Below are 18,490 nucleotides of genomic sequence, written 5' to 3'. Positions count from 1 at the left end.
GTTATCCATAGAGGAGATGGGGCTATGGGCCACCCACAGAATAAAAAACAGACGTTGTACGACAAGCTCTGGCAAGACCATTTGGTCAAGAGCCGCGACGACGGCACCGCACTGATTTATATCGACCGTCACCTGATTCACGAGGTGACCTCACCACAGGCGTTCGAAGGCCTGCGCCTTGCCGGCCGCAAGCCCTGGCGCACCGATTCCGTGGTCGCGACACCGGACCACAACGTACCGTCTCACGTGGAAGAGCGCGCTGGCGGTATCGAAGGCATTGTCGACGAAGTTTCCCGTATTCAGGTAAAAACCCTGAATGAGAACTGCGAAGACTTCGGCATCGTTGAATTCGGCATCAATGATCCCGGGCAGGGCATTGTGCATGTGATCGGGCCCGAGACTGGTGCGACCCTGCCAGGTATGACCGTCGTGTGTGGTGACTCCCACACCTCTACCCATGGCGCGCTCGGTGCGCTGGCGCACGGTATCGGCACCTCTGAGGTGGAGCACGTAATGGCCACCCAGTGTCTGATCCAGAAAAAAATGAAGAACATGCTGGTGCGTGTGGACGGTGAGCTCGGTCCGGGTGTCACCGCGAAAGACGTGGTATTGGCCATCATCGGCAAGATCGGTACCGCTGGCGGCACCGGCTACGCGATTGAATTCGGCGGCTCCGCGATTCGTTCCCTGTCCATGGAAGGTCGCATGACCGTGTGTAACATGGCGATCGAAGCCGGCGCGCGCGCGGGCATGGTTGCGGTGGACGACGTCACTCTGGAATACGTAAAAGGCAAGCCATACGCACCCAAAGGTGAGATGTGGGAGTTGGCGGTGGCCAACTGGAGCCGTTTGCATTCCGATGACGGTGCGCACTTTGATGCAGTTGTCGAGCTGAAGGCGGAAGAGATCGAGCCTCAGGTCAGCTGGGGGACCTCCCCGGAAATGGTGGTGCCGGTCAGCGCCTTGGTGCCGAGCCCAGCAGACGAAAACGATGCGACCAAAAAAGCGGGCATCGAACGCGCGCTGGAATATATGGGGCTGGAAGCCGGCCAGAAAATTACCGATATTGCGTTGGATCGTGTGTTTATCGGTTCCTGCACCAATTCCCGTATTGAAGACCTGCGTGCGGCCGCCGCGGTGGCCAAGGGCCGTAAAAAAGCCGACAGCGTAAAGCAGGTACTGGTAGTTCCTGGTTCTCAGGCGGTAAAAGCGCAGGCGGAAAAAGAGGGACTGGATAAGGTCTTTATCGAAGCGGGCTTCGAGTGGCGCGAGCCTTCCTGCTCCATGTGTCTGGCCATGAATGCGGACAAGCTGGGTGCGGGCGAACACTGTGCTTCCACTTCTAACCGCAACTTCGAAGGCCGCCAGGGCTACGGTGGCCGTACCCACCTGGTCAGCCCGAGCATGGCCGCGGCCGCGGCAATTGCCGGCCATTTTGTCGATGTACGTGAAATGCAGGAGGCCGCGTAATGAGAGCATTTACCAAGCACAAAGGCGTAGCCGCTCCGATGGATCGCGCCAATGTGGATACGGATTTGATTATTCCGAAGCAGTTCCTGAAGTCCATCAAGCGTTCCGGCTTCGGCCCGAACCTGTTTGATGAACTGCGTTACCTGGACGAAGGACAGCCGGGTCAGGACCACAGCAAGCGCCCGATCAATCCGGATTTTCCGCTGAACCACCCGCGCTATCAGGGTGCCTCGGTGCTGCTGGCGCGCAAGAATTTCGGTTGTGGTTCGAGCCGTGAGCACGCGCCCTGGGCACTGGATGGCCACGGTTTCCGCGCGATCATCGCGCCGAGCTTCGCCGACATTTTCTTCAACAACTGCTTCAAGAACGGTCTCTTGCCGATCGTACTGGAAGAGGAAATTGTCGATCAGCTGTTTACAGAGATGTACGCCGAAGAGGGCTATGAGCTGGTGGTGGACCTGGAAGAGCAGGTCGTGATCAAACCCAATGGGGAAACCCTTGCGTTTGAAGTGGATGCCTTTCGCAAACACTGCCTGTTGAATGGTCTCGATGACATTGGCCTGACGCTCGAAGATGCGGACGATATCCGTGCATACGAAGCCAAGCGCCGCGAGCAGGCACCGTGGCTGTTCGACGCCGTGAAGTAAACGGACGAAGTGGAATTTTAGGAAGATAAATGAGCAAGAAAGTCATGATTCTTCCGGGCGATGGTATTGGCCCGGAAATTATCGAGCAGGCGGTTGCGGTACTGAAAACCGCAGACCAAAAATTCTCACTTAACCTCGAGTTCAGTGAGGGTTTGATTGGTGGCGCGTCGATCGATGCCCACGGTGAGCCACTGACCGACGCCGAATTGGCCAAAGCGGGCGAGTGCGACGCGGTCCTGTTGGGTGCGGTGGGTGGTCCCAAGTGGGACACGCTGGAGCGTGCCATTCGCCCGGAACGCGGCCTGCTGAAAATTCGTAGCGGTCTGGGCCTCTACGCGAACTTGCGTCCGGCCATTCTGTACCCGCAATTGGCCGATGCCTCTTCGCTGAAGCCGGAAGTGGTTTCCGGCCTCGATATTCTGATCGTACGTGAGCTCACTGGTGGTATTTACTTCGGTGAACCGCGCGGTATTCAGACGCTGGAAAATGGTGAAAAGCAGGGCTTTAACACCTACGTCTATAAAGAGTCTGAAATCGAACGTATTGCGCGTACGGCATTTGAAGCGGCGAAAAAACGCGGCGGCAAGCTGTGCTCCGTGGACAAGGCTAACGTGCTGGAAGTCACCGTGCTGTGGCGCGAAGTACTGGATCGCCTCGCGCCAGAGTACCCAGAGGTTGAGCTGTCCCACATGTATGTGGACAACGCAGCGATGCAGCTGGTGCGTGCGCCCAAGCAGTTTGATGTGATGGTTACCGGCAATATGTTTGGCGATATTTTGTCGGACGCCGCGGCCATGCTGACTGGATCCATTGGCATGCTGCCTTCTGCTTCCATGAACGAAACCGGGTTTGGCCTGTACGAACCCTGTCATGGCAGCGCACCGGATATCGCCGGGCAAGGCATTGCCAATCCGCTGGCGACCATCTTGTCTGCGGCCATGATGCTGCGCTACTCCCTGAACATGGGCGAAGCCGCCGATGCCATTGAAGCGGCGGTAAGCAAGGTGCTGGATCAGGGGCTGCGCACAGGGGATATCCACACCGCAGGCACGAAGAAAGTTTCTACGGCAGAAATGGGTGCGGCAGTAGTGGCGGCGCTGTAACGCGTCGCTTGAACGGACATGATTCCGGTGTGCTCCTGCCAGATAAGCTTGGCTGAAGTGCAGCGGGATCAGGAAATACATAGATTCTCAGGGTTTAACAATGAACAAGGTAGGTTTCGTAGGCTGGCGCGGTATGGTCGGCTCGGTTTTGATGGGGCGCATGCTGGAAGAAAACGACTTCGCACATATTGCTGAGCCGGTATTTTTCTCCACATCCAATGCCGGTGGTAAAGCGCCGGAAATTGGCAAGGAAGTCGCACCCCTCAAAAACGCCTACGACCTGGATGCACTGGCCGAGCTGGACGCGATTGTCAGCTGTCAGGGTGGTGACTACACCAAGGAAGTGTTTGGCAAATTACGTGAACAGGGCTGGCAAGGTTACTGGATCGACGCCGCCTCCAGCCTGCGTATGAACGATGATGCGATCATCGTACTGGATCCGGTTAACCGCGATGTGATTGACCAGGGCATTGCGTCCGGAGTGAAAAACTTTATTGGCGGTAACTGTACCGTGAGCCTGATGCTGATGGCGCTGGGCGGTTTGTTCCGCGAGGGATTGGTGGAGTGGATCACCGCCCAGACCTACCAGGCTGCGAGTGGCGCAGGTGCCAAGAATATGCGCGAACTGATTTCCCAGATGGGCAGTATCCGCGATGGCGTCGCCAGCGAGCTGGCTGATCCGTCCAGCGCTATTCTGGAAATTGATCGCAAGGTTGCGGAAAACATGCGCAGTGCGGAATTCCCCACCAGCGAGTTTGGTGCACCGCTCGCCGGTAGCCTGCTGCCGTGGATTGATACCCCGATGGAATCCGGCCAGAGCCGCGAAGAGTGGAAGGCGCAGGTAGAAGCCAACAAAATCCTCGGCACCAGCGCGGATGTGCCGGTGGATGGCACTTGTGTGCGTATCGGCGCCATGCGCTGCCACAGCCAGGCATTTACCGTGAAGCTGAAGAAAGACCTGCCGCTGGCGGAAATTGAACAGCTGATCGGCACTGCCAATGATTGGGTCAAGGTCGTTCCCAATGAGCGCGAAGTCACTGTGCAGGAACTGACCCCGACTGCGGTTACCGGCAAACTGGATATCCCGGTAGGCCGTCTGCGTAAGCTGAGCATGGGCGGTGAATATCTGAATGCATTCACCGTGGGCGACCAGCTGTTGTGGGGTGCTGCCGAGCCATTGCGCCGTGTGCTGCTCATTCTGATGGGCAAACTGTAACGCGCCACAGGTTGTTTTTTGTTCTAATCGCCGCCCCAGTCCTGGGGCGGCTTCCCCCCTGACTCTCCGTGAGTATAATCCCCCGCAATTTCAGGCTGCTGCTTTAGTGGTCGACCTGCCTGAAAAGCAGCCGTTGCTTTTCACAGAATCAAAATTCGCAAAACCGAAATAGGTCCAGATATGACAGAGTCCACCCGGGAACTGGTGATCGTTGGTGTTGGCAGCGCGCCGTTTGATGCGCTGCTGGAGATCCTGGAGGAGCGCAAAACCGTCACCCCGGACCAGCTAAAACTGGTGATCGACGATGAATCGGAAGTGGACCCACAGGTGTTTGCCAACCGCAGCGTGCCGGTCACACCGCTGAAAGACTTCGTATTTTCTGCGCAGCAGGTGGTGTTGCTGCTGACCGGAGGTGACACGGCAAGCGCAGCGTTGGCACAGGCCGAGCAGGCCGGTGCCTGGGTGGTGGATGCCGCGGGCCTTACCCGCGGTGATGAAAGCGTCGCGCTGATTCACCCATTGCTCAATAGTGCAGAACTTAACCAGCGCGATGAACACGACCGCAAGGTGATTGCGGTGCCGGGCGCGGGTGCGGCGATGCTGGCAGAAGCGCTGTTTCCGCTGAAGTCCCAGCTGCAATCGGTTGAGGTGGTTCTGAACCAGCCCGTGTCCGCTCTCGGCAAGGCGAGTGTGGATGCCGCCGCTGCGCAGACTGCGCGCCTGTTCAATGGGCAGGAGCCAGAGGCGGATGAGACCAGCGGTCAGCGCCTTGCCTTCAACATGCTGAGTTCCGCCGAAGCGCAATTGGAAAGTGGCCACGGTTTCAGTGAGTTGGCACTGGTGCTGGAATTGCGCCGTTTGCTGGGTGATGAAGTGGCACTGGATGCGTCGATTAATACCGCGTCGGTGTTTCATGGCCAACTGGCAAACATCAGCGTGCAGCTGAAAGAGCAGCAGGAGCTGGCGACGGTGCGCGGCTTGCTTGCCAACGGCGCGCGCCTGGAGATGCGAGAGCGTCCGTCGGCACAGGATGCGGTCGGCAGTGAGAGCACCTTATTGGGGCGCTTGCGCACCGGTTTGATCAATCCGCGACAGGTTGTATTTTGTGCGGCATCCGACAATTTGCGTAAAGACGTCGCAATTAACTGTGTACAAATTGTCCACTTGTTGCTAAAAACCCATTGATATTTAATACTTAGCGGCCTTTCTGAAGGTTTCTTCTTAACTTTGTGCCTTTCAGGAATCCACAACACTTGGGGGTGTTGTGGGGAAGGTTAAGTGGAAATCCGGAAGGGTTAAGTCTTTTTCGGGGGACGCATCGTCGCCAAAGCGTGGAGTCTGATGTCTGATCATCGACTCTTGTTGAATAAATTTTGTGCAAAAATTAGCACAAACTGGGCCTGACAATGTTCACGAAGCGGTGCTCGTGGATGAAAAATGATCAGGTGCCGGTGTGATTCTAAAAATAAAGGGAATCGGATATGCGTGTGCAAAAGCTGGCACTTGCGGTGGGTCTGGTCAGCGCACTGGGTGGCAATGGGGCTCTGGCACTTGGTCTCGGTGAGATTAAGGTAAACTCCACTCTGAATCAGCCGCTCGATGCAGAAATTAAGCTGCTGCAAACCCGCGGCCTGGGTGAGAACGAAATCAAGGTCCGCCTGGCGAGCCTGGAAGATTTTGAGCGCGCAGGAGTCGAGCGGGGGTATTCCCTTGATGGCATCCGCTTTGACGTCGACTATTCCAGTGGCCAGCCGATGGTGCGAATCACCAGCCGCTCTCCGATTCGCGAACCTTTCCTGAACTTCCTGGTAGAAACCCGCTGGCCCAGCGGCCGCCTGCTGCGGGAGTACACCCTGCTGATGGATCTGCCGGCGTTCTCCACCAACACCGCATCCCAGCCAGTGCGTGCTGCAGAGCGCGAGCGTCAGCAGGTGCAGCGCAATACCACCCCGGTTCAACGCCCGATCCAGCCCACTGTTGAACGTGCGCCAGAGCCTGTGGCGGCTCCGGCGGAGCAGGCCGCACCGGTATCGGCGGTTGAAGAACCCGTGGAAGAACAGGTACAGCAGCCGATCTTTGAAGAGCCGGCAGAAGAATTTAGTGACCCACAGACCTCTACCGAGAGTGGTAGCCGCGTCTACGGTCCAGTGGAAGCCAACAAGACCCTGTGGGAAATCGCCCGTGATAGCCGCGAGTCACGCGACCTGTCTGTTCAGCAGACCATGCTGGCGATCCAGCGCCTGAATCCTGAGGCGTTTATCAACAACAACATCAACCTGCTGAAGAAAGGTGCAGTCCTGCGTCTGCCCACCGCAGACGAAGTGCGTGGTTTGACGCGCTCCGAAGCGGTTTCTCAGGTTGCTACCCAGAACGATGCCTGGCGTGAGCGAGTGGCCGATGCCGGCGTTACCGGCGCCCCGCTGGACGCCCGTGCCACCGTTGAAGAAACTTACGAGAGCGATGCCCTGGAGGGCCGCGTGTCCCTGGCTGCACCGGGCGACAACGAGTCCGTCTTGTCCGGTTCCGGCAGCGGTAGCAACGAGAGCGATGCGCTGGAAGGCGAGCTCGCGGTTACCGAAGAAGAGTTGGATAAGTCCCGTCTCGAGGGCGCCGAGCTGGAAGAGCGTATCGGTGAGCTGAACGAGCAGATCGATACCATGGAGCGTCTGGTTGAAGTCTCCAACGATGAGTTGCAGGCGGTGCAGGCTGCGGCCACAGAGACCAATGACGCGCTGGAAGCCGAAGCGGAAACCTTCGAGTCCGCTGATATCGACGGTGAAGCGCTGGATCTCGCCGGCGAAGAAAGCTCAGCGTTTGCGGATAGCGAAGTTGAAGGTACCGAGGTAGAAGGTACCGAGGTAGAAGCTGGCGAGTTTGACACCACCAGCGAGGAAGCGGCAGAAGTCGAAGCCGCTCCGGAAGTCGCGCCTGCCGCTGAGTCGGACGCTAACCGCAATCGTGTAGTGGTGCAGACCCGCTCCGAGCCGAGTCTGGTCGACACTCTGATGGAGAACATCCAGTGGATCGGCATTGGCGCTGGCGCCTTGCTGGCCGCGTTGTTTGGCTTCTTCACCTGGCGTCGTCGCAAGGAAGAGGAAGAGGCCATCCGCCAGGTTGAGTTGGAGATGGCTGCCGAACGCGCGCTGGCGGAAGCACCCAGCGAATCCTTCGAAGATGACTCTCTGGTGGCGGTTGAAGAGCTGGAAGCAAACAGCAATCTCGACCTGGACCAACTGGGCGAAGTCGAAACCGACGACCCGGTGGCGGAAGCGGAAATTCACCTGTCTCTCGGGCAGTATCAGGAAGCAGAAGCGAAGCTTCTGACTGGCCTCAAGGGTGCGCCCGAGAATGTTGATGCACGTCTGATGTTGCTGGAAGTGTACGCACACCAGCAAGACGGCAACCAGTTTGACGATCATTACCGTCAGCTGCTGGGCTACAGCGATGGCCCGGTAGCGGATCGTGCGGCGCGCCTGCGCGAAACCATTGCCGGTATTGGTCCTTTTGAAGCGCCGGAAACGAATTTCTCCAGCGAGTCCCTGGAGGCTGCGCAGCTGGATGATCTGGGTTCTGACCTCGACAACTTTGAGGCGAGCTTTGATGATCTGGACGAGTTCTCCAACAGTGACTCGGCAGCGAGCACCGCAGCCCCGGCTGCGGAGAGTGACGACATTGGCGCCCTCGACGACCTGTCCCTGGATCTGGGTGGCGCAGATGCTGAACCCATCACCGCAGATGACGACTTCTCGCTCGATCTGGACCTGGGTGATGAATTTACCGCAACAGATGCTGAGCAGCCTGCTGCGGAACTGGGTGGCCTGGAACTGGACGCTGCGCCAGAAGCGCAATCCTCTGAACAGGAATTCGACCTCGGTTCCCTGGATCTGGGTGGCGACGATCTGGATTCCGGATCTGGCGCTGACCTGACGCTTGAAGCGAGCGAGCCTGCTCCCGCCGCCGAAGATTTCGCGCTGGATGAGCTGATGAATGACGGTGAGCTGGATCTGGATAGTCTGGATCTGGATTCCTCTATGGAAAGCAGCGAGCTGGCCGCCGAATCCAATGATGCTGGTCTGGACTTTGACCTGGATCTGAGCCCGATGGAGGGCGGTGATCAGTCGTCAGATGAATCTGCCACTGATGACCTGGGTGTGAGCCTTGAAGATGATCTGGGAAGTCTGGATCTGGACAGCATTGATCTGGGCGACATTGATCTGGGTGATGCGGGCCTGGCTGAAACGCCGGTTGTTGAACCTCAGGCGGCAGATCAGGATCTCGATCTGGCGGTTATGGACGCCCCCGCGAGCGTCCAGCCGGCTGCGGATACCGCAGGGGATCTGGCAGACCTGAGTTTCGACCTGGAAGGTGACCTGGATTCCGAGCTGAACCTGCTCGAAGGTAGCGACGAAGTGAGCACCAAGCTCGAGTTGGCCCAGGCTTACCTGGATATGGGTGACAAAGAGGGTGCCCGCGAAATTCTTGGCGAAGTAGTTGATGAGAGTGCGGGTGAGCACCAGCAGCGCGCCAAGGAAATGCTGGAGCGCATGGGCTAATCGCGCGCTCAGCACCAACGAATTCACGCTGTCTACAGCAACAACACTTTGACCCCGCTTTTGCGGGGTCTTCTTTTTTCTGGGGCCGTGTAAAATTCGCCCTATGAAGAGCAAGATTTACCAATACAAGCCGAACGGTGAGGTGCCCCCAGGGGAATCTTTACCGGAAGGACTTCGTCGCATAGCCCTGGGTGTGGAGTACTGTGGTACCCGCCTGCGGGGCTTTCAAAAGCAAAAGCACGATCCGCTGACGGTGCAGGAAACCCTGGAGAAGGCCCTGTCCAGGGTCGCTGCAGAACCGGTGACACTGGTGTGTGCCGGACGTACCGATGCCGGCGTGCACGCGTCCAGCCAAGTGGTGCATTTTGATACCACCGCGCTGCGCCCGGTTAAGGCCTGGGTACAGGGGGTGAACACGCAGATGCCGTTCGATGTGCGCGTGCACTGGGCCCAGGAAGTGCCCGCACAGTTCCATGCGCGCTTTTCTGCCCGCAGCCGCAGCTATCGCTACCTGATCCACAGTGCGCCTACGCGCTCGGCGCAGGCGGCAAGCGAAGTGACCTGGACTGAGCGCACCCTCGATCTGGAGGCCATGCGCGAGGGGGCCGGGCACCTGATTGGCGAGCACGACTTCAGTAGCTTCCGCGCTGCGCAGTGTCAGGCGCGTTCGCCAGTGCGACGTCTTACCCGTCTGGATATTGGCCGGGTAGGGCAGCTGATTGTGTTGGAAGTCAGTGCCACCGCGTTTTTGCATCATATGGTGCGTAATATCGCCGGGGTCTTGATGGCGGTAGGACGCGGTGACCGCCCGCCGGAGTGGGTGCAGCAAGTGCTGGAAGCGCGCGATCGCACTGCCGCCAGCGTTACTGCACCGCCGCATGGTCTTTATCTGGTGGACGTTCAGTATCCGCCGGAATTTACCCTGCCGGAAGTGGTGCCGGGGCCCTTACTGGTACCCCTGCCATTTGGCAGTATCGGTACTCAGTAACCGCTTTTGTGGGGCCTCCGGGTGCGTGCGCATTTCGTCGCGCCCGGCGATCTGCTAGTATCGCCTGCTCTCCGAATTCTTCTACTGCCAGCGCCCGGGATGTATGGCGATCGTCGTATGATGATTTCTGATTTGGACGCAGCGGCGTCCGACAGAGCGCCAGTCTGGCAGGTATAGCGATGTAAGGATTATGCGCGTAAAGATCTGCGGTATCACCAGTGTCGAAGACGCTCGCCTGGCTGTCGATGCCGGCGCCGATGCGCTCGGCCTGGTGTTTTATCCGCCCAGCCCCCGCCACGTATCCCTCGAGCAGGCAGCGGAAATTGCCCGTGCAGTAACACCCTTTGTCGTGTTGACCGGGCTGTTTGTGGATGTCCATCCACAGGAAGTTGAGCGGGTGCTCGCGAAAGTCCCGCTGAACCTGCTGCAGTTCCATGGCAATGAAACCGCCGCCTATTGTCGGCAGTTTCATCGTCCGTATATAAAAGCCCTGCGTATGAAACCAGAGCTGAACCCCAGTGAGGCCATGTCGGCCTATCCGGACGCGCGCGGTTACCTGCTGGATGCCTACCGCAAAGGCGTTCCCGGCGGCACCGGTGACACCTTTGACTGGCAGCGGGTGCCTCAGGGGCGTGAGCGCAATGCGCGTCAGGTGATTCTTGCCGGCGGGTTGAACCCGGCAAACGTGGCGCAGGCAGTTTCCGCAGCGGCCCCCGACGCGGTCGACGTGAGTGGTGGTGTGGAAGCGGCACCGGGCCGTAAAGATCCAGATAAGGTACGCGAATTTGTTCGCGCAGCCCGTGCTGCAGCAGCGAGCGGTGCGTCCAGTAATGCTTTGATTCAAGGAGTATGAGCCGTGAGTAAACCCAGTTCACCCATCGATTTTGGGGCCTACCCGGATGCCCGCGGGCACTTTGGTGAGTTCGGTGGACGTTTCGTCTCCGAGACCCTGATCAGCGCTCTCGATGAATTGCGGGAAATGTATGAGCGCCTGAAAAACGATCCGGAATTTCAGGCCGCGTTTGATTACGATCTGGCCCACTACGTTGGTCGTCCTTCGCCCCTGTATCTGGCGGAGCGTCTTACCGAGGCCGCCGGCGGTGCCCGTATCTGGCTGAAGCGTGAGGATCTCAACCATACCGGCGCCCACAAGGTGAACAACACCGTGGGCCAGGCGCTGCTGGCCAAGCACAGCGGCAAGAGCCGGGTGATTGCCGAAACTGGTGCCGGTCAGCACGGTGTGGCAACCGCGACGGTTGCGGCGCGCCTGGGGCTCAAGTGTGCAGTGTACATGGGCGCGGAAGACGTTAAGCGCCAGTCGCCGAATGTGTACCGCATGAAGTTACTTGGGGCAGAAGTCATTCCAGTGGAGTCCGGCTCCAAGACCCTGAAAGACGCCATGAATGAGGCGATGCGCGATTGGGTGACCAATGTGGACGATACCTTCTACATCATTGGCACCGTCGCCGGGCCGCACCCTTACCCGCAGTTGGTGCGAGATTTTAATTCCATTATCGGCCGCGAAGCGCGTCGTCAGAGTCTGGAACAATTCGGTCAGCTACCGGATGCGCTGGTGGCTTGTGTGGGCGGTGGTTCCAATGCCATTGGTCTGTTCCACCCGTTCCTGGCTGACGAATCCGTAAAAATGTACGGCGTAGAGGCCGGTGGTGACGGCGTGGAAACCGGTCGTCATGCCGCGCCGCTGAATGACGGTGTGCCCGGTGTATTGCACGGTAACCGTACTTACCTGATGGAAGATGAGGATGGGCAGATTATCGAGACCCACTCGGTGTCTGCTGGCCTGGATTACCCGGGAGTAGGTCCCGAGCACGCCTGGCTGCGTGATATTGGCCGTGTCGAGTATGTGGCGGCGAATGACGATGAAGCTCTGGCAGCGTTCCGCCAGCTGACCCGTACCGAGGGCATTTTGCCAGCGCTGGAATCCAGCCACGCGGTAGCGTATGCACTGAAACTGGCTGCCACCATGCGCCCGGATCAGAACATTGTTGTGAATCTTTCCGGCCGCGGTGATAAGGATATCTTCACCGTTGCTGCTATCGACGGCATTGAAGTTTAAGGAACCCGGTCGTGACTACATTAAATAATCGAATCGATCGCCGCTTTGCCAAGCTGCGCAGCGAAGGCCGCAAGGCGCTGGTTACCTATATTGTCGCCGGCGATGGCGGCCTGGAAAATACCGTTGACCTGATGCATCAGCTGGTTGCCAATGGCTCTGACCTGATTGAGCTGGGGGTTCCGTTTTCAGATCCGATGGCCGAAGGGCCTGTGATCCAGAAGGGGCACGAGCGCGCGCTCGAGCACAAGGCCTCACTGCGTAAGTGTCTGGCACTGATTGAAGAGTTCCGCACCAAGGATGCCGAGACCCCGGTGATCTTGATGGGCTACGCCAACCCCATTGAAAAAATGGGTGCAGAAGTGTTTGCGGATGCGCTCCAGGCCGCTGGCGGTGACGGCGCGCTGACCGTGGACCTGCCGGCGGAAGAGGCGGTGCCGCTGAACGAATTGTTGAGAGCCCGCGATCTGCGCAATATCTTTTTGCTGACGCCTACGACCAGCGATGAGCGGATTGCCGAGATTACCGAGCTGGCCAGCGGCTTTGTCTACTATGTATCGCTCAAGGGTGTGACCGGTGCCGGTCACCTGGACCTCGATTCCGTGCATGAGAATCTGACCCGTATCCGCCGCTTCACCGATTTGCCCCTTTGTGTGGGCTTCGGTATCAAGGATGGCGCCTCCGCAAAAGCGGTGAGTGCCGATGGAGACGGTGCGGTGGTCGGTAGTGTATTGGTATCTGCAGTGGGTGAATCTGCCGACGCTGCCGCCGCCAAGGACCGCGTGGGCGCCATCGTGGGCGAAATGCGCTCCGCGCTGGACAGCTGAGTTAGGTATTCGAGTTAGATAGTTGAGTTAACTGGCGACTGCACCCTGCCCCGCAAGGGGTTCTGCAGTGCGGTGATTGCGGCGCCAGCAGAGGTTGGCCAGAAAGCCCGGATAGGCGGCTTATCTGGCCAAGAGCAATCTTTCTGAAAGTGGTTTAATTCGCGGTTTTAGAATCGCCAGTCATATAGCCTGACCTCTACTTCGCAAGGGGTCGAAGCCTGGCGACTCAATCCTGCAAGCATTGGATTTGGAAACAGAATGAGCTGGTTAGAAAAAATTGTTCCCTCCGTCATTCGCGCTGAACGTCGTCCCGGTGCCAGCAAGGTGCCCGAAGGCGTTTGGAAAAAGTGCGTAAAGTGCGATTCCACCCTGTACCTCCCTGAGCTGGAGCGCAATCTGGATGTATGCCCCAAGTGCGATCACCACTTCCGCATCGGTGCCCGCCGTCGGCTGGACATGTTCCTGGATAACGAACAGCGCGAAGAGCTGGCGACCGATGTCGAGCCGGTGGATCGCCTGAAGTTCAAGGACGTCAAAAAATACAAAGACCGCCTGACCCAGGCACAGAAGGCGACTGGTGAGAAAGATGCGCTGGTGGCCATGCAGGGGTTGCTGGAAGGCAAGCCGGTGGTTGCGGTCGCGTTCGAGTTTGCGTTCCATGGTGGTTCCATGGGCTATGTGGTGGGTGAGAAGTTCACCCGTGCCGCCCAGCGCGCGCTGGAAGAAAACATTCCCCTGGTGTGCTTTTCGGCGACCGGTGGTGCCCGCATGCAGGAGGCACTGATCTCGCTGATGCAGATGGCAAAGACTTCTGCGGTCCTCGAGAAAATGCGCATGGCCGGTGTGCCGTATATCTCCATCATGACCGACCCGGTGTACGGTGGCGTTTCTGCCTCCCTGGCACTGTTGGGCGATATCAATGCGGCAGAGCCGGGCGCTCGCGCCGGATTTGCCGGGCCGAATATCATCGAACAGACCATCCGCCAGAAGCTGCCGAAAGGCTTCCAGCGCGCAGAGTTCCTGCTGGAGCACGGTGCCATCGATATGATTATTCCGCGTAAAGATATGCGCAATACCGTTGGTCGTTTGTTAAGCAAGCTGACCAACAATTAGAGCCTTTGCGGTCCCGCTCCTGTTCTGTGGGCGGGGCCGTCGCTCCCTTCATACTCTTTTCTTTTCGACCCTGTTTTTCCCCGTCGTCCTTTCGCTATTTTCAATCGCCCCCCAATTCGCCTTGTTATTGCCTGTTCTCTCCCGGCTTTCCTGAATAGAATTCGCGTTCTGACGAACGTTTGGTGCATTCATGAGTGACCTTCAATCCTGGCTTGCGCGCCTGGAACAGCTACACCCCACAGAAATCGAACTTGGTCTTGAGCGGGTTTCCGCTGTGGCCCGCGCGCTCGACGTGCAGGCGCCGGCGCGGCGCGTAATCACCGTGGGAGGTACCAATGGCAAGGGCAGTTGCGTGCGCACCATGGAAGCGCTGTTGTGCGCTGGGGATCACTCGGTAGGCGCCTACAGCTCACCACATCTGTTGCGTTTCAATGAGCGCATTCGGGTGAATGGTGAAGAGGTCAGCGATGCGCAACTCATCGAAGCCTTCGAGGCGGTAGACGCGGCGCGCGGCGATATCAGCCTGACCTACTTTGAATTCACCACTCTGGCTGGCCTGTGGTTGTTCAAGCGCGCAGATGTGGAGTTCGCACTGCTGGAAGTCGGGCTCGGCGGCCGACTGGACGCGGTGAATCTGGTGGATCCCGATATATCCATCATCACCAGTGTGGCGGTGGATCACGAAGCCTGGCTCGGCAATGACCGCGAGGTGATTGGTCGCGAGAAGGCGGGGATCTTGCGCGCGGGTAAGACGTTTGTGTGTGCAGATCCGCAGCCACCGGCGTCGGTAGTGGATGCATCCCGGGAGTTGGGGTGTGACGGCTATTTTATCGACCGTCAGTTTTCTCTGATCGAAGGTGAGTATCTGCTAAACGCGGATCCGGAACTGCGCATTGGGTTGCCAGAGCTGCGCTTGCCCCCCCCCAGTGTGGCTGCCGCGATCACCGCTCTGGCGCTGGCCGGCGAGTTGCCGGGCGCAGAACAGGTGTGCGATGTTCTCGCCGCACTGCAAATGCCCGGGCGCTGCCAGTCGGTCCGCTATAAGGAGCGCGAGGTGTTGCTGGATGTGGGGCACAACCCTGCGGCGGCGGAATACTTGGCTCGCTGGTTGGCTCGTCACCCGGTTGCTGGTCGTACCGTCGCACTGGTGGCGGTGATGGCGGATAAGGATCTGGATGGGCTTGTTGTTCCGTTAAAAGGGCTGGTGGACCACTGGTATCCGGCCGTTTTGCCGGATAATCCCCGGGCCGCAGATGCCGAGCAGGTCCGCGCGGGGCTCGCCGTTGCGGGTGTTGCAGCGGGGCAGGTAGAGGAGATGTGTGCGCCTGTAGCCGAGCAGCTTGAGCTGGCCGTTGCTGCCTTGAGCGACGAAGACAGGTTGCTTGTATTCGGTTCTTTCTTTACCGTTGCAGAGGTTTTGTCAGCAATTCAGCCGCTCGAGTGCGCAAAATAGCCCAGAGCAGCGACAAGAGAGCAACGAAATGGCCGGCCGGGACAGCGAATCCGATTCTTTTACTCAACGCGCGGAAGGTGTGCCACGTCGTCTGAACGACGGGGTAAAACAGCGCATTGTCGGCGCACTGGTACTGGCGGCGTTGGCGGTTATCTTCCTGCCCAGTCTGTTTGATCGGGAAGGGGCGCGCTACATTGATGTCACCAGTCAGATCCCGGCGCCACCAGACATTACCCCCATCATCATTGCCGAGCCGCAGCCGGTGAAAAACGTCGAGCCGGCGCCGCCGGTAAACGAAATCTTCCAGCCGGAGTATGTGGAACAGTCCGGGCCTGCCCCGGAGTCGGTGTCCTCTTCCCCTGATGACGCCGCGAGCTCGAAATCTGAGAAACCCGCCGCCGCGGTGGCGAAAGCCGAGCCGGCCAAGCCGGAAACCAAGCCTGAGCTCGCATCTGAACCTCAGTTGCAGATGCCAGCAGAAGAAACCCAGCTGGATGACCACGGGTTGCCCGAAGGCTGGGTGGTGCAGGTTGGTGCCTATAAGGAAGTGGCGAGCGCTGACCGGGTGCGCAACCAGCTGATGGATGCCGGCTTCAGAGCCTACACCCGTGCGGTAGATACCCCCAAGGGGCGCCTGGTGCGCGTGTTTGTGGGACCCAAGCTAAGTCGGGTGGATGCGCAGTCAGACAAGCAGAAGCTGGACAAACTGCTGAAAACCCAGACGCTCATCCTGCGCTATCGCGCCTGATGCCGGGGCCTGTGGCGGGACCTTAAGATCTCCGTTTGTGAAGTGGTTCAGTGAATGGCTTCCTTGGCCCGGGTCGGTAAGTTAGAATGCGCGCTCTTCGCGGCAGCCGCCGCGTAGCAGGTAGGGTTGAATGAACTGGGCTGACTGGACCATTCTGGCAATCATTGCCATCTCGACGCTTATCGGCTTAAGCCGAGGCTTTGTGCGTGAAGTCCTGTCGCTACTTACATGGGTGGCGGCCTTTGTCGTGGCCATGATGTTTCGTGACCAGCTGGCCCCGTTGCTTTCCAACCTCGTCGATACGCCTTCACTGCAGGTCATCGCGGCCTTTTCCATACTCTTTATTGTCACCCTATTGGCAGGCGCGGGCCTGAATATGTTTTTGTCTGCGTTTGTGGAAGCCACTGGGCTTTCGGGGACCGACCGGGTGCTGGGGATGGTATTTGGCTTGTTCCGCGGTTGTATCGTGGTGATGGCGCTGTTGATCTTTGCTCCGGCACTGGCGCCGGTGGATCAGGACAGCTGGTGGCAGCAGTCGGCGTTAATACCGAATTTTCTTGAATTTGAAGATCGCGCACGCGAAGCGGCCGGCGCGATCAAGGACTTCTTCGCAGCGCAATTTGACTGATCGATGGGCTGCAGGAGGCGGCGCTGGATCACCGAGACCATTTCAAAATGACTGGGGTTATCTGAAGTATGTGTGGCATCGTTGGAATCGTCGGTAAGAGTGACGTCAATCTGCAGTTGTATGACGCCCTTACCCTGTTGCAGCACCGGGGCCAAGACGCCGCCGGCATCGTCACCTGTGATGGCGACCGCCTGAACCAGCAAAAGGCGAATGGCCTGGTGCGCGACGTGTTTCGCGCGCGTCACATGCAGCGTCTTACCGGTAACTTCGGTATCGGCCATGTGCGCTATCCCACCGCGGGAAGCTCTGGTCCTGCACTGGCTCAGCCGTTCTACGTGAATTCCCCTTACGGTATTGCCATGGCGCACAATGGCAACCTCACCAATGTGAAAGAGGTGAAGGAGCAGATCTTCCAGCAGGACCTGCGCCATATTAATACCGACTCAGACTCTGAAGTCCTGCTCAACGTGTTCGCCCACGAACTGCACAAACAGCACAAGCTTCAGCCAAAAGCGGAAGATATTTTTACCGCAATGCGCGCCGTACATAAGCGTGTGAGCGGTGGTTACGCCTGTGTGGCAATGATCGTGGGCTACGGTGTGGTCGCTTTCCGCGACCCCAACGGCATCCGCCCGCTGGTATACGGCAAGCGCGAGACCGAGCAGGGCACCGAATATATGGTGGCCTCCGAGTCGGTCGCGCTGGATGTGCTCGGCTACTCCCTGGTGCGCGATGTGGCGCCGGGTGAATGCATTTACATCGAGCTGGACGGCACTGTGCACTCCGAGCAGTGTGCGGAGAACCCGCAGCTGCGTCCGTGCATTTTCGAACACGTTTATTTTGCCCGCCCGGACTCCATCATGGATGGTGTTTCCGTGCACAAGGCGCGTCTGCGTCAGGGCGAGCACCTGGCCGAAAAAATCCTGCGCGAGCGCCCGGACCACGACATTGATGTGGTTATTCCGATTCCGGACTCCTCCCGTTCCGCAGGCCAGATGGTGGCGCACCGTCTGGGCGTGAAGTTCCGTGAAGGTATGGTGAAGAACCGCTATATCGGCCGAACCTTTATTATGCCGGGGCAGAAGCAGCGTAAGAAGTCCGTACGTCAGAAGCTGAATCCAATTGAACTGGAATTCCGTGGCAAGAATGTGTTGCTGGTGGATGACTCCATTGTGCGCGGGACGACGTGTAAGCAGATTATCCAGATGGCCCGCGAGGCCGGTGCGGCAAAAGTGTACTTTGCATCCGCAGCGCCAGCGGTTAAGTACCCGAATGTGTACGGTATTGATATGCCGTCTGCCACCGAACTGGTCGCGCACAACCGTACCACGGAAGACGTGTGCGAAGAGATCGGTGCAGACTGGCTGATTTATCAGGACCTGGATGAACTGATCGTTTCCTCTGCCGATGGCAACAGCGAAATCAAAGAGTTTGATTGCGCGGTGTTTGATGGCAAGTACATCACCGGTGATGTAACTGAGGAATACCTGGACAGCCTGCACGCCGCGCGCAACGATACCGCCAAAGGTAATGAAAGCGCGTTATAAGCTGCCCACGCTATTTTTCGCATAGAGAGGGCCCACCAATTGGTGGGCCTTTTTGTTTTTACACAAGGCGAAGGCAGTGCTCCACGCACGCTCGTCTCTTGGGGTAAGATTACCGGTTCCGAT

The 18,490-nt window shown here is 58.4% G+C and carries 15 protein-coding genes; all 15 read left to right on the top strand.

Annotated elements, in window-relative coordinates; all coding sequences use genetic code 11:
• Positions 1-24 precede the first annotated feature (24 nt).
• The 15 genes from leuC (at position 25) to purF (ending at position 18,367) form a co-directional block, all read left to right on the top strand.
• Positions 25-1,470 carry a 3-isopropylmalate dehydratase large subunit gene (leuC, locus tag LCM31_RS00240; protein WP_224866554.1) on the top strand — a complete coding sequence of 482 codons (1,446 nt, stop codon included), beginning with the start codon at positions 25-27 and terminating at the stop codon, positions 1,468-1,470.
• On the top strand, positions 1,470-2,117 hold the full coding sequence (gene leuD / locus LCM31_RS00235; RefSeq protein WP_224866552.1) for a 3-isopropylmalate dehydratase small subunit: 648 nt from the start codon (positions 1,470-1,472) through the stop codon (positions 2,115-2,117). The genes leuC and leuD overlap by 1 nt, the downstream gene beginning before the upstream one ends.
• Positions 2,118-2,146: 29 nt before the next feature.
• On the top strand, positions 2,147-3,220 hold the full coding sequence (gene leuB / locus LCM31_RS00230) for a 3-isopropylmalate dehydrogenase (protein WP_224866550.1): 1,074 nt from the start codon (positions 2,147-2,149) through the stop codon (positions 3,218-3,220).
• 100 nt (positions 3,221-3,320) lie between these two features.
• Positions 3,321-4,436, top strand: coding sequence for an aspartate-semialdehyde dehydrogenase (gene asd / locus LCM31_RS00225; protein WP_224866549.1), 1,116 nt, complete (start codon positions 3,321-3,323; stop codon positions 4,434-4,436).
• A gap of 180 nt (positions 4,437-4,616) precedes the next feature.
• Positions 4,617-5,621 (top strand): Asd/ArgC dimerization domain-containing protein, encoded by a 1,005-nt coding sequence (locus tag LCM31_RS00220; RefSeq protein ID WP_224866547.1) that lies wholly within the window; start codon positions 4,617-4,619, stop codon positions 5,619-5,621.
• 296 nt (positions 5,622-5,917) lie between these two features.
• Complete coding sequence (locus tag LCM31_RS00215; RefSeq protein ID WP_224866545.1) at positions 5,918-8,989, top strand: FimV/HubP family polar landmark protein; 3,072 nt, start codon at positions 5,918-5,920, stop codon at positions 8,987-8,989.
• Between the two features lie 103 nt (positions 8,990-9,092).
• Entirely contained in the window at positions 9,093-9,977 is an 885-nt protein-coding gene (gene truA, locus LCM31_RS00210) for a tRNA pseudouridine(38-40) synthase TruA (RefSeq protein ID WP_224866542.1), read from the top strand.
• A 190-nt stretch (positions 9,978-10,167) separates the two neighbouring features.
• The gene (locus LCM31_RS00205) at positions 10,168-10,830 is read left to right on the top strand and encodes a phosphoribosylanthranilate isomerase (RefSeq protein ID WP_224866540.1); all 663 of its coding nucleotides are present in this window, start codon (positions 10,168-10,170) and stop codon (positions 10,828-10,830) included.
• Between the two features lie 3 nt (positions 10,831-10,833).
• Positions 10,834-12,054 (top strand): tryptophan synthase subunit beta, encoded by a 1,221-nt coding sequence (trpB, locus tag LCM31_RS00200; protein WP_224866538.1) that lies wholly within the window; start codon positions 10,834-10,836, stop codon positions 12,052-12,054.
• An 11-nt stretch (positions 12,055-12,065) separates the two neighbouring features.
• Positions 12,066-12,878, top strand: coding sequence for a tryptophan synthase subunit alpha (gene trpA, locus LCM31_RS00195; RefSeq protein WP_224866537.1), 813 nt, complete (start codon positions 12,066-12,068; stop codon positions 12,876-12,878).
• Between the two features lie 258 nt (positions 12,879-13,136).
• Positions 13,137-13,991 (top strand): acetyl-CoA carboxylase, carboxyltransferase subunit beta, encoded by an 855-nt coding sequence (accD, locus tag LCM31_RS00190; protein ID WP_224866535.1) that lies wholly within the window; start codon positions 13,137-13,139, stop codon positions 13,989-13,991.
• Positions 13,992-14,181: 190 nt separating this feature from the next.
• The gene (gene folC, locus LCM31_RS00185; protein WP_224866533.1) at positions 14,182-15,444 is read left to right on the top strand and encodes a bifunctional tetrahydrofolate synthase/dihydrofolate synthase; all 1,263 of its coding nucleotides are present in this window, start codon (positions 14,182-14,184) and stop codon (positions 15,442-15,444) included.
• A gap of 28 nt (positions 15,445-15,472) precedes the next feature.
• The gene (locus LCM31_RS00180; protein ID WP_224866531.1) at positions 15,473-16,192 is read left to right on the top strand and encodes an SPOR domain-containing protein; all 720 of its coding nucleotides are present in this window, start codon (positions 15,473-15,475) and stop codon (positions 16,190-16,192) included.
• Between the two features lie 130 nt (positions 16,193-16,322).
• Positions 16,323-16,820 (top strand): CvpA family protein, encoded by a 498-nt coding sequence (locus LCM31_RS00175; RefSeq protein WP_077405036.1) that lies wholly within the window; start codon positions 16,323-16,325, stop codon positions 16,818-16,820.
• Positions 16,821-16,888: 68 nt separating this feature from the next.
• Positions 16,889-18,367 (top strand): amidophosphoribosyltransferase, encoded by a 1,479-nt coding sequence (purF, locus tag LCM31_RS00170; protein ID WP_224866529.1) that lies wholly within the window; start codon positions 16,889-16,891, stop codon positions 18,365-18,367.
• Positions 18,368-18,490: the final 123 nt, after the last annotated feature.

It is taken from the genome of Microbulbifer agarilyticus (genome assembly GCF_020171345.1).
GTDB lineage: Bacteria > Pseudomonadota > Gammaproteobacteria > Pseudomonadales > Cellvibrionaceae > Microbulbifer > Microbulbifer agarilyticus_D.
Note: the sequence above shows the minus strand (reverse complement) of the source record. Positions and strands in the feature narration are given on the sequence as shown.

Bases quoted from the DNA above. Each gene is read 5' to 3' on its own strand.
- leuC (WP_224866554.1), top strand. From the start codon at position 25: ATGGGCCACCCACAGAATAAAAAACAGACGTTGTACGACAAGCTCTGG.
- leuD (WP_224866552.1), top strand. From the start codon at position 1,470: ATGAGAGCATTTACCAAGCACAAAGGCGTAGCCGCTCCGATGGATCGC.
- leuB (WP_224866550.1), top strand. From the start codon at position 2,147: ATGAGCAAGAAAGTCATGATTCTTCCGGGCGATGGTATTGGCCCGGAA.
- asd (WP_224866549.1), top strand. From the start codon at position 3,321: ATGAACAAGGTAGGTTTCGTAGGCTGGCGCGGTATGGTCGGCTCGGTT.
- LCM31_RS00220 (WP_224866547.1), top strand. From the start codon at position 4,617: ATGACAGAGTCCACCCGGGAACTGGTGATCGTTGGTGTTGGCAGCGCG.
- LCM31_RS00215 (WP_224866545.1), top strand. From the start codon at position 5,918: ATGCGTGTGCAAAAGCTGGCACTTGCGGTGGGTCTGGTCAGCGCACTG.
- truA (WP_224866542.1), top strand. From the start codon at position 9,093: ATGAAGAGCAAGATTTACCAATACAAGCCGAACGGTGAGGTGCCCCCA.
- LCM31_RS00205 (WP_224866540.1), top strand. From the start codon at position 10,168: ATGCGCGTAAAGATCTGCGGTATCACCAGTGTCGAAGACGCTCGCCTG.
- accD (WP_224866535.1), top strand. From the start codon at position 13,137: ATGAGCTGGTTAGAAAAAATTGTTCCCTCCGTCATTCGCGCTGAACGT.
- folC (WP_224866533.1), top strand. From the start codon at position 14,182: ATGAGTGACCTTCAATCCTGGCTTGCGCGCCTGGAACAGCTACACCCC.
- LCM31_RS00180 (WP_224866531.1), top strand. From the start codon at position 15,473: ATGGCCGGCCGGGACAGCGAATCCGATTCTTTTACTCAACGCGCGGAA.
- LCM31_RS00175 (WP_077405036.1), top strand. From the start codon at position 16,323: ATGAACTGGGCTGACTGGACCATTCTGGCAATCATTGCCATCTCGACG.
- purF (WP_224866529.1), top strand. From the start codon at position 16,889: ATGTGTGGCATCGTTGGAATCGTCGGTAAGAGTGACGTCAATCTGCAG.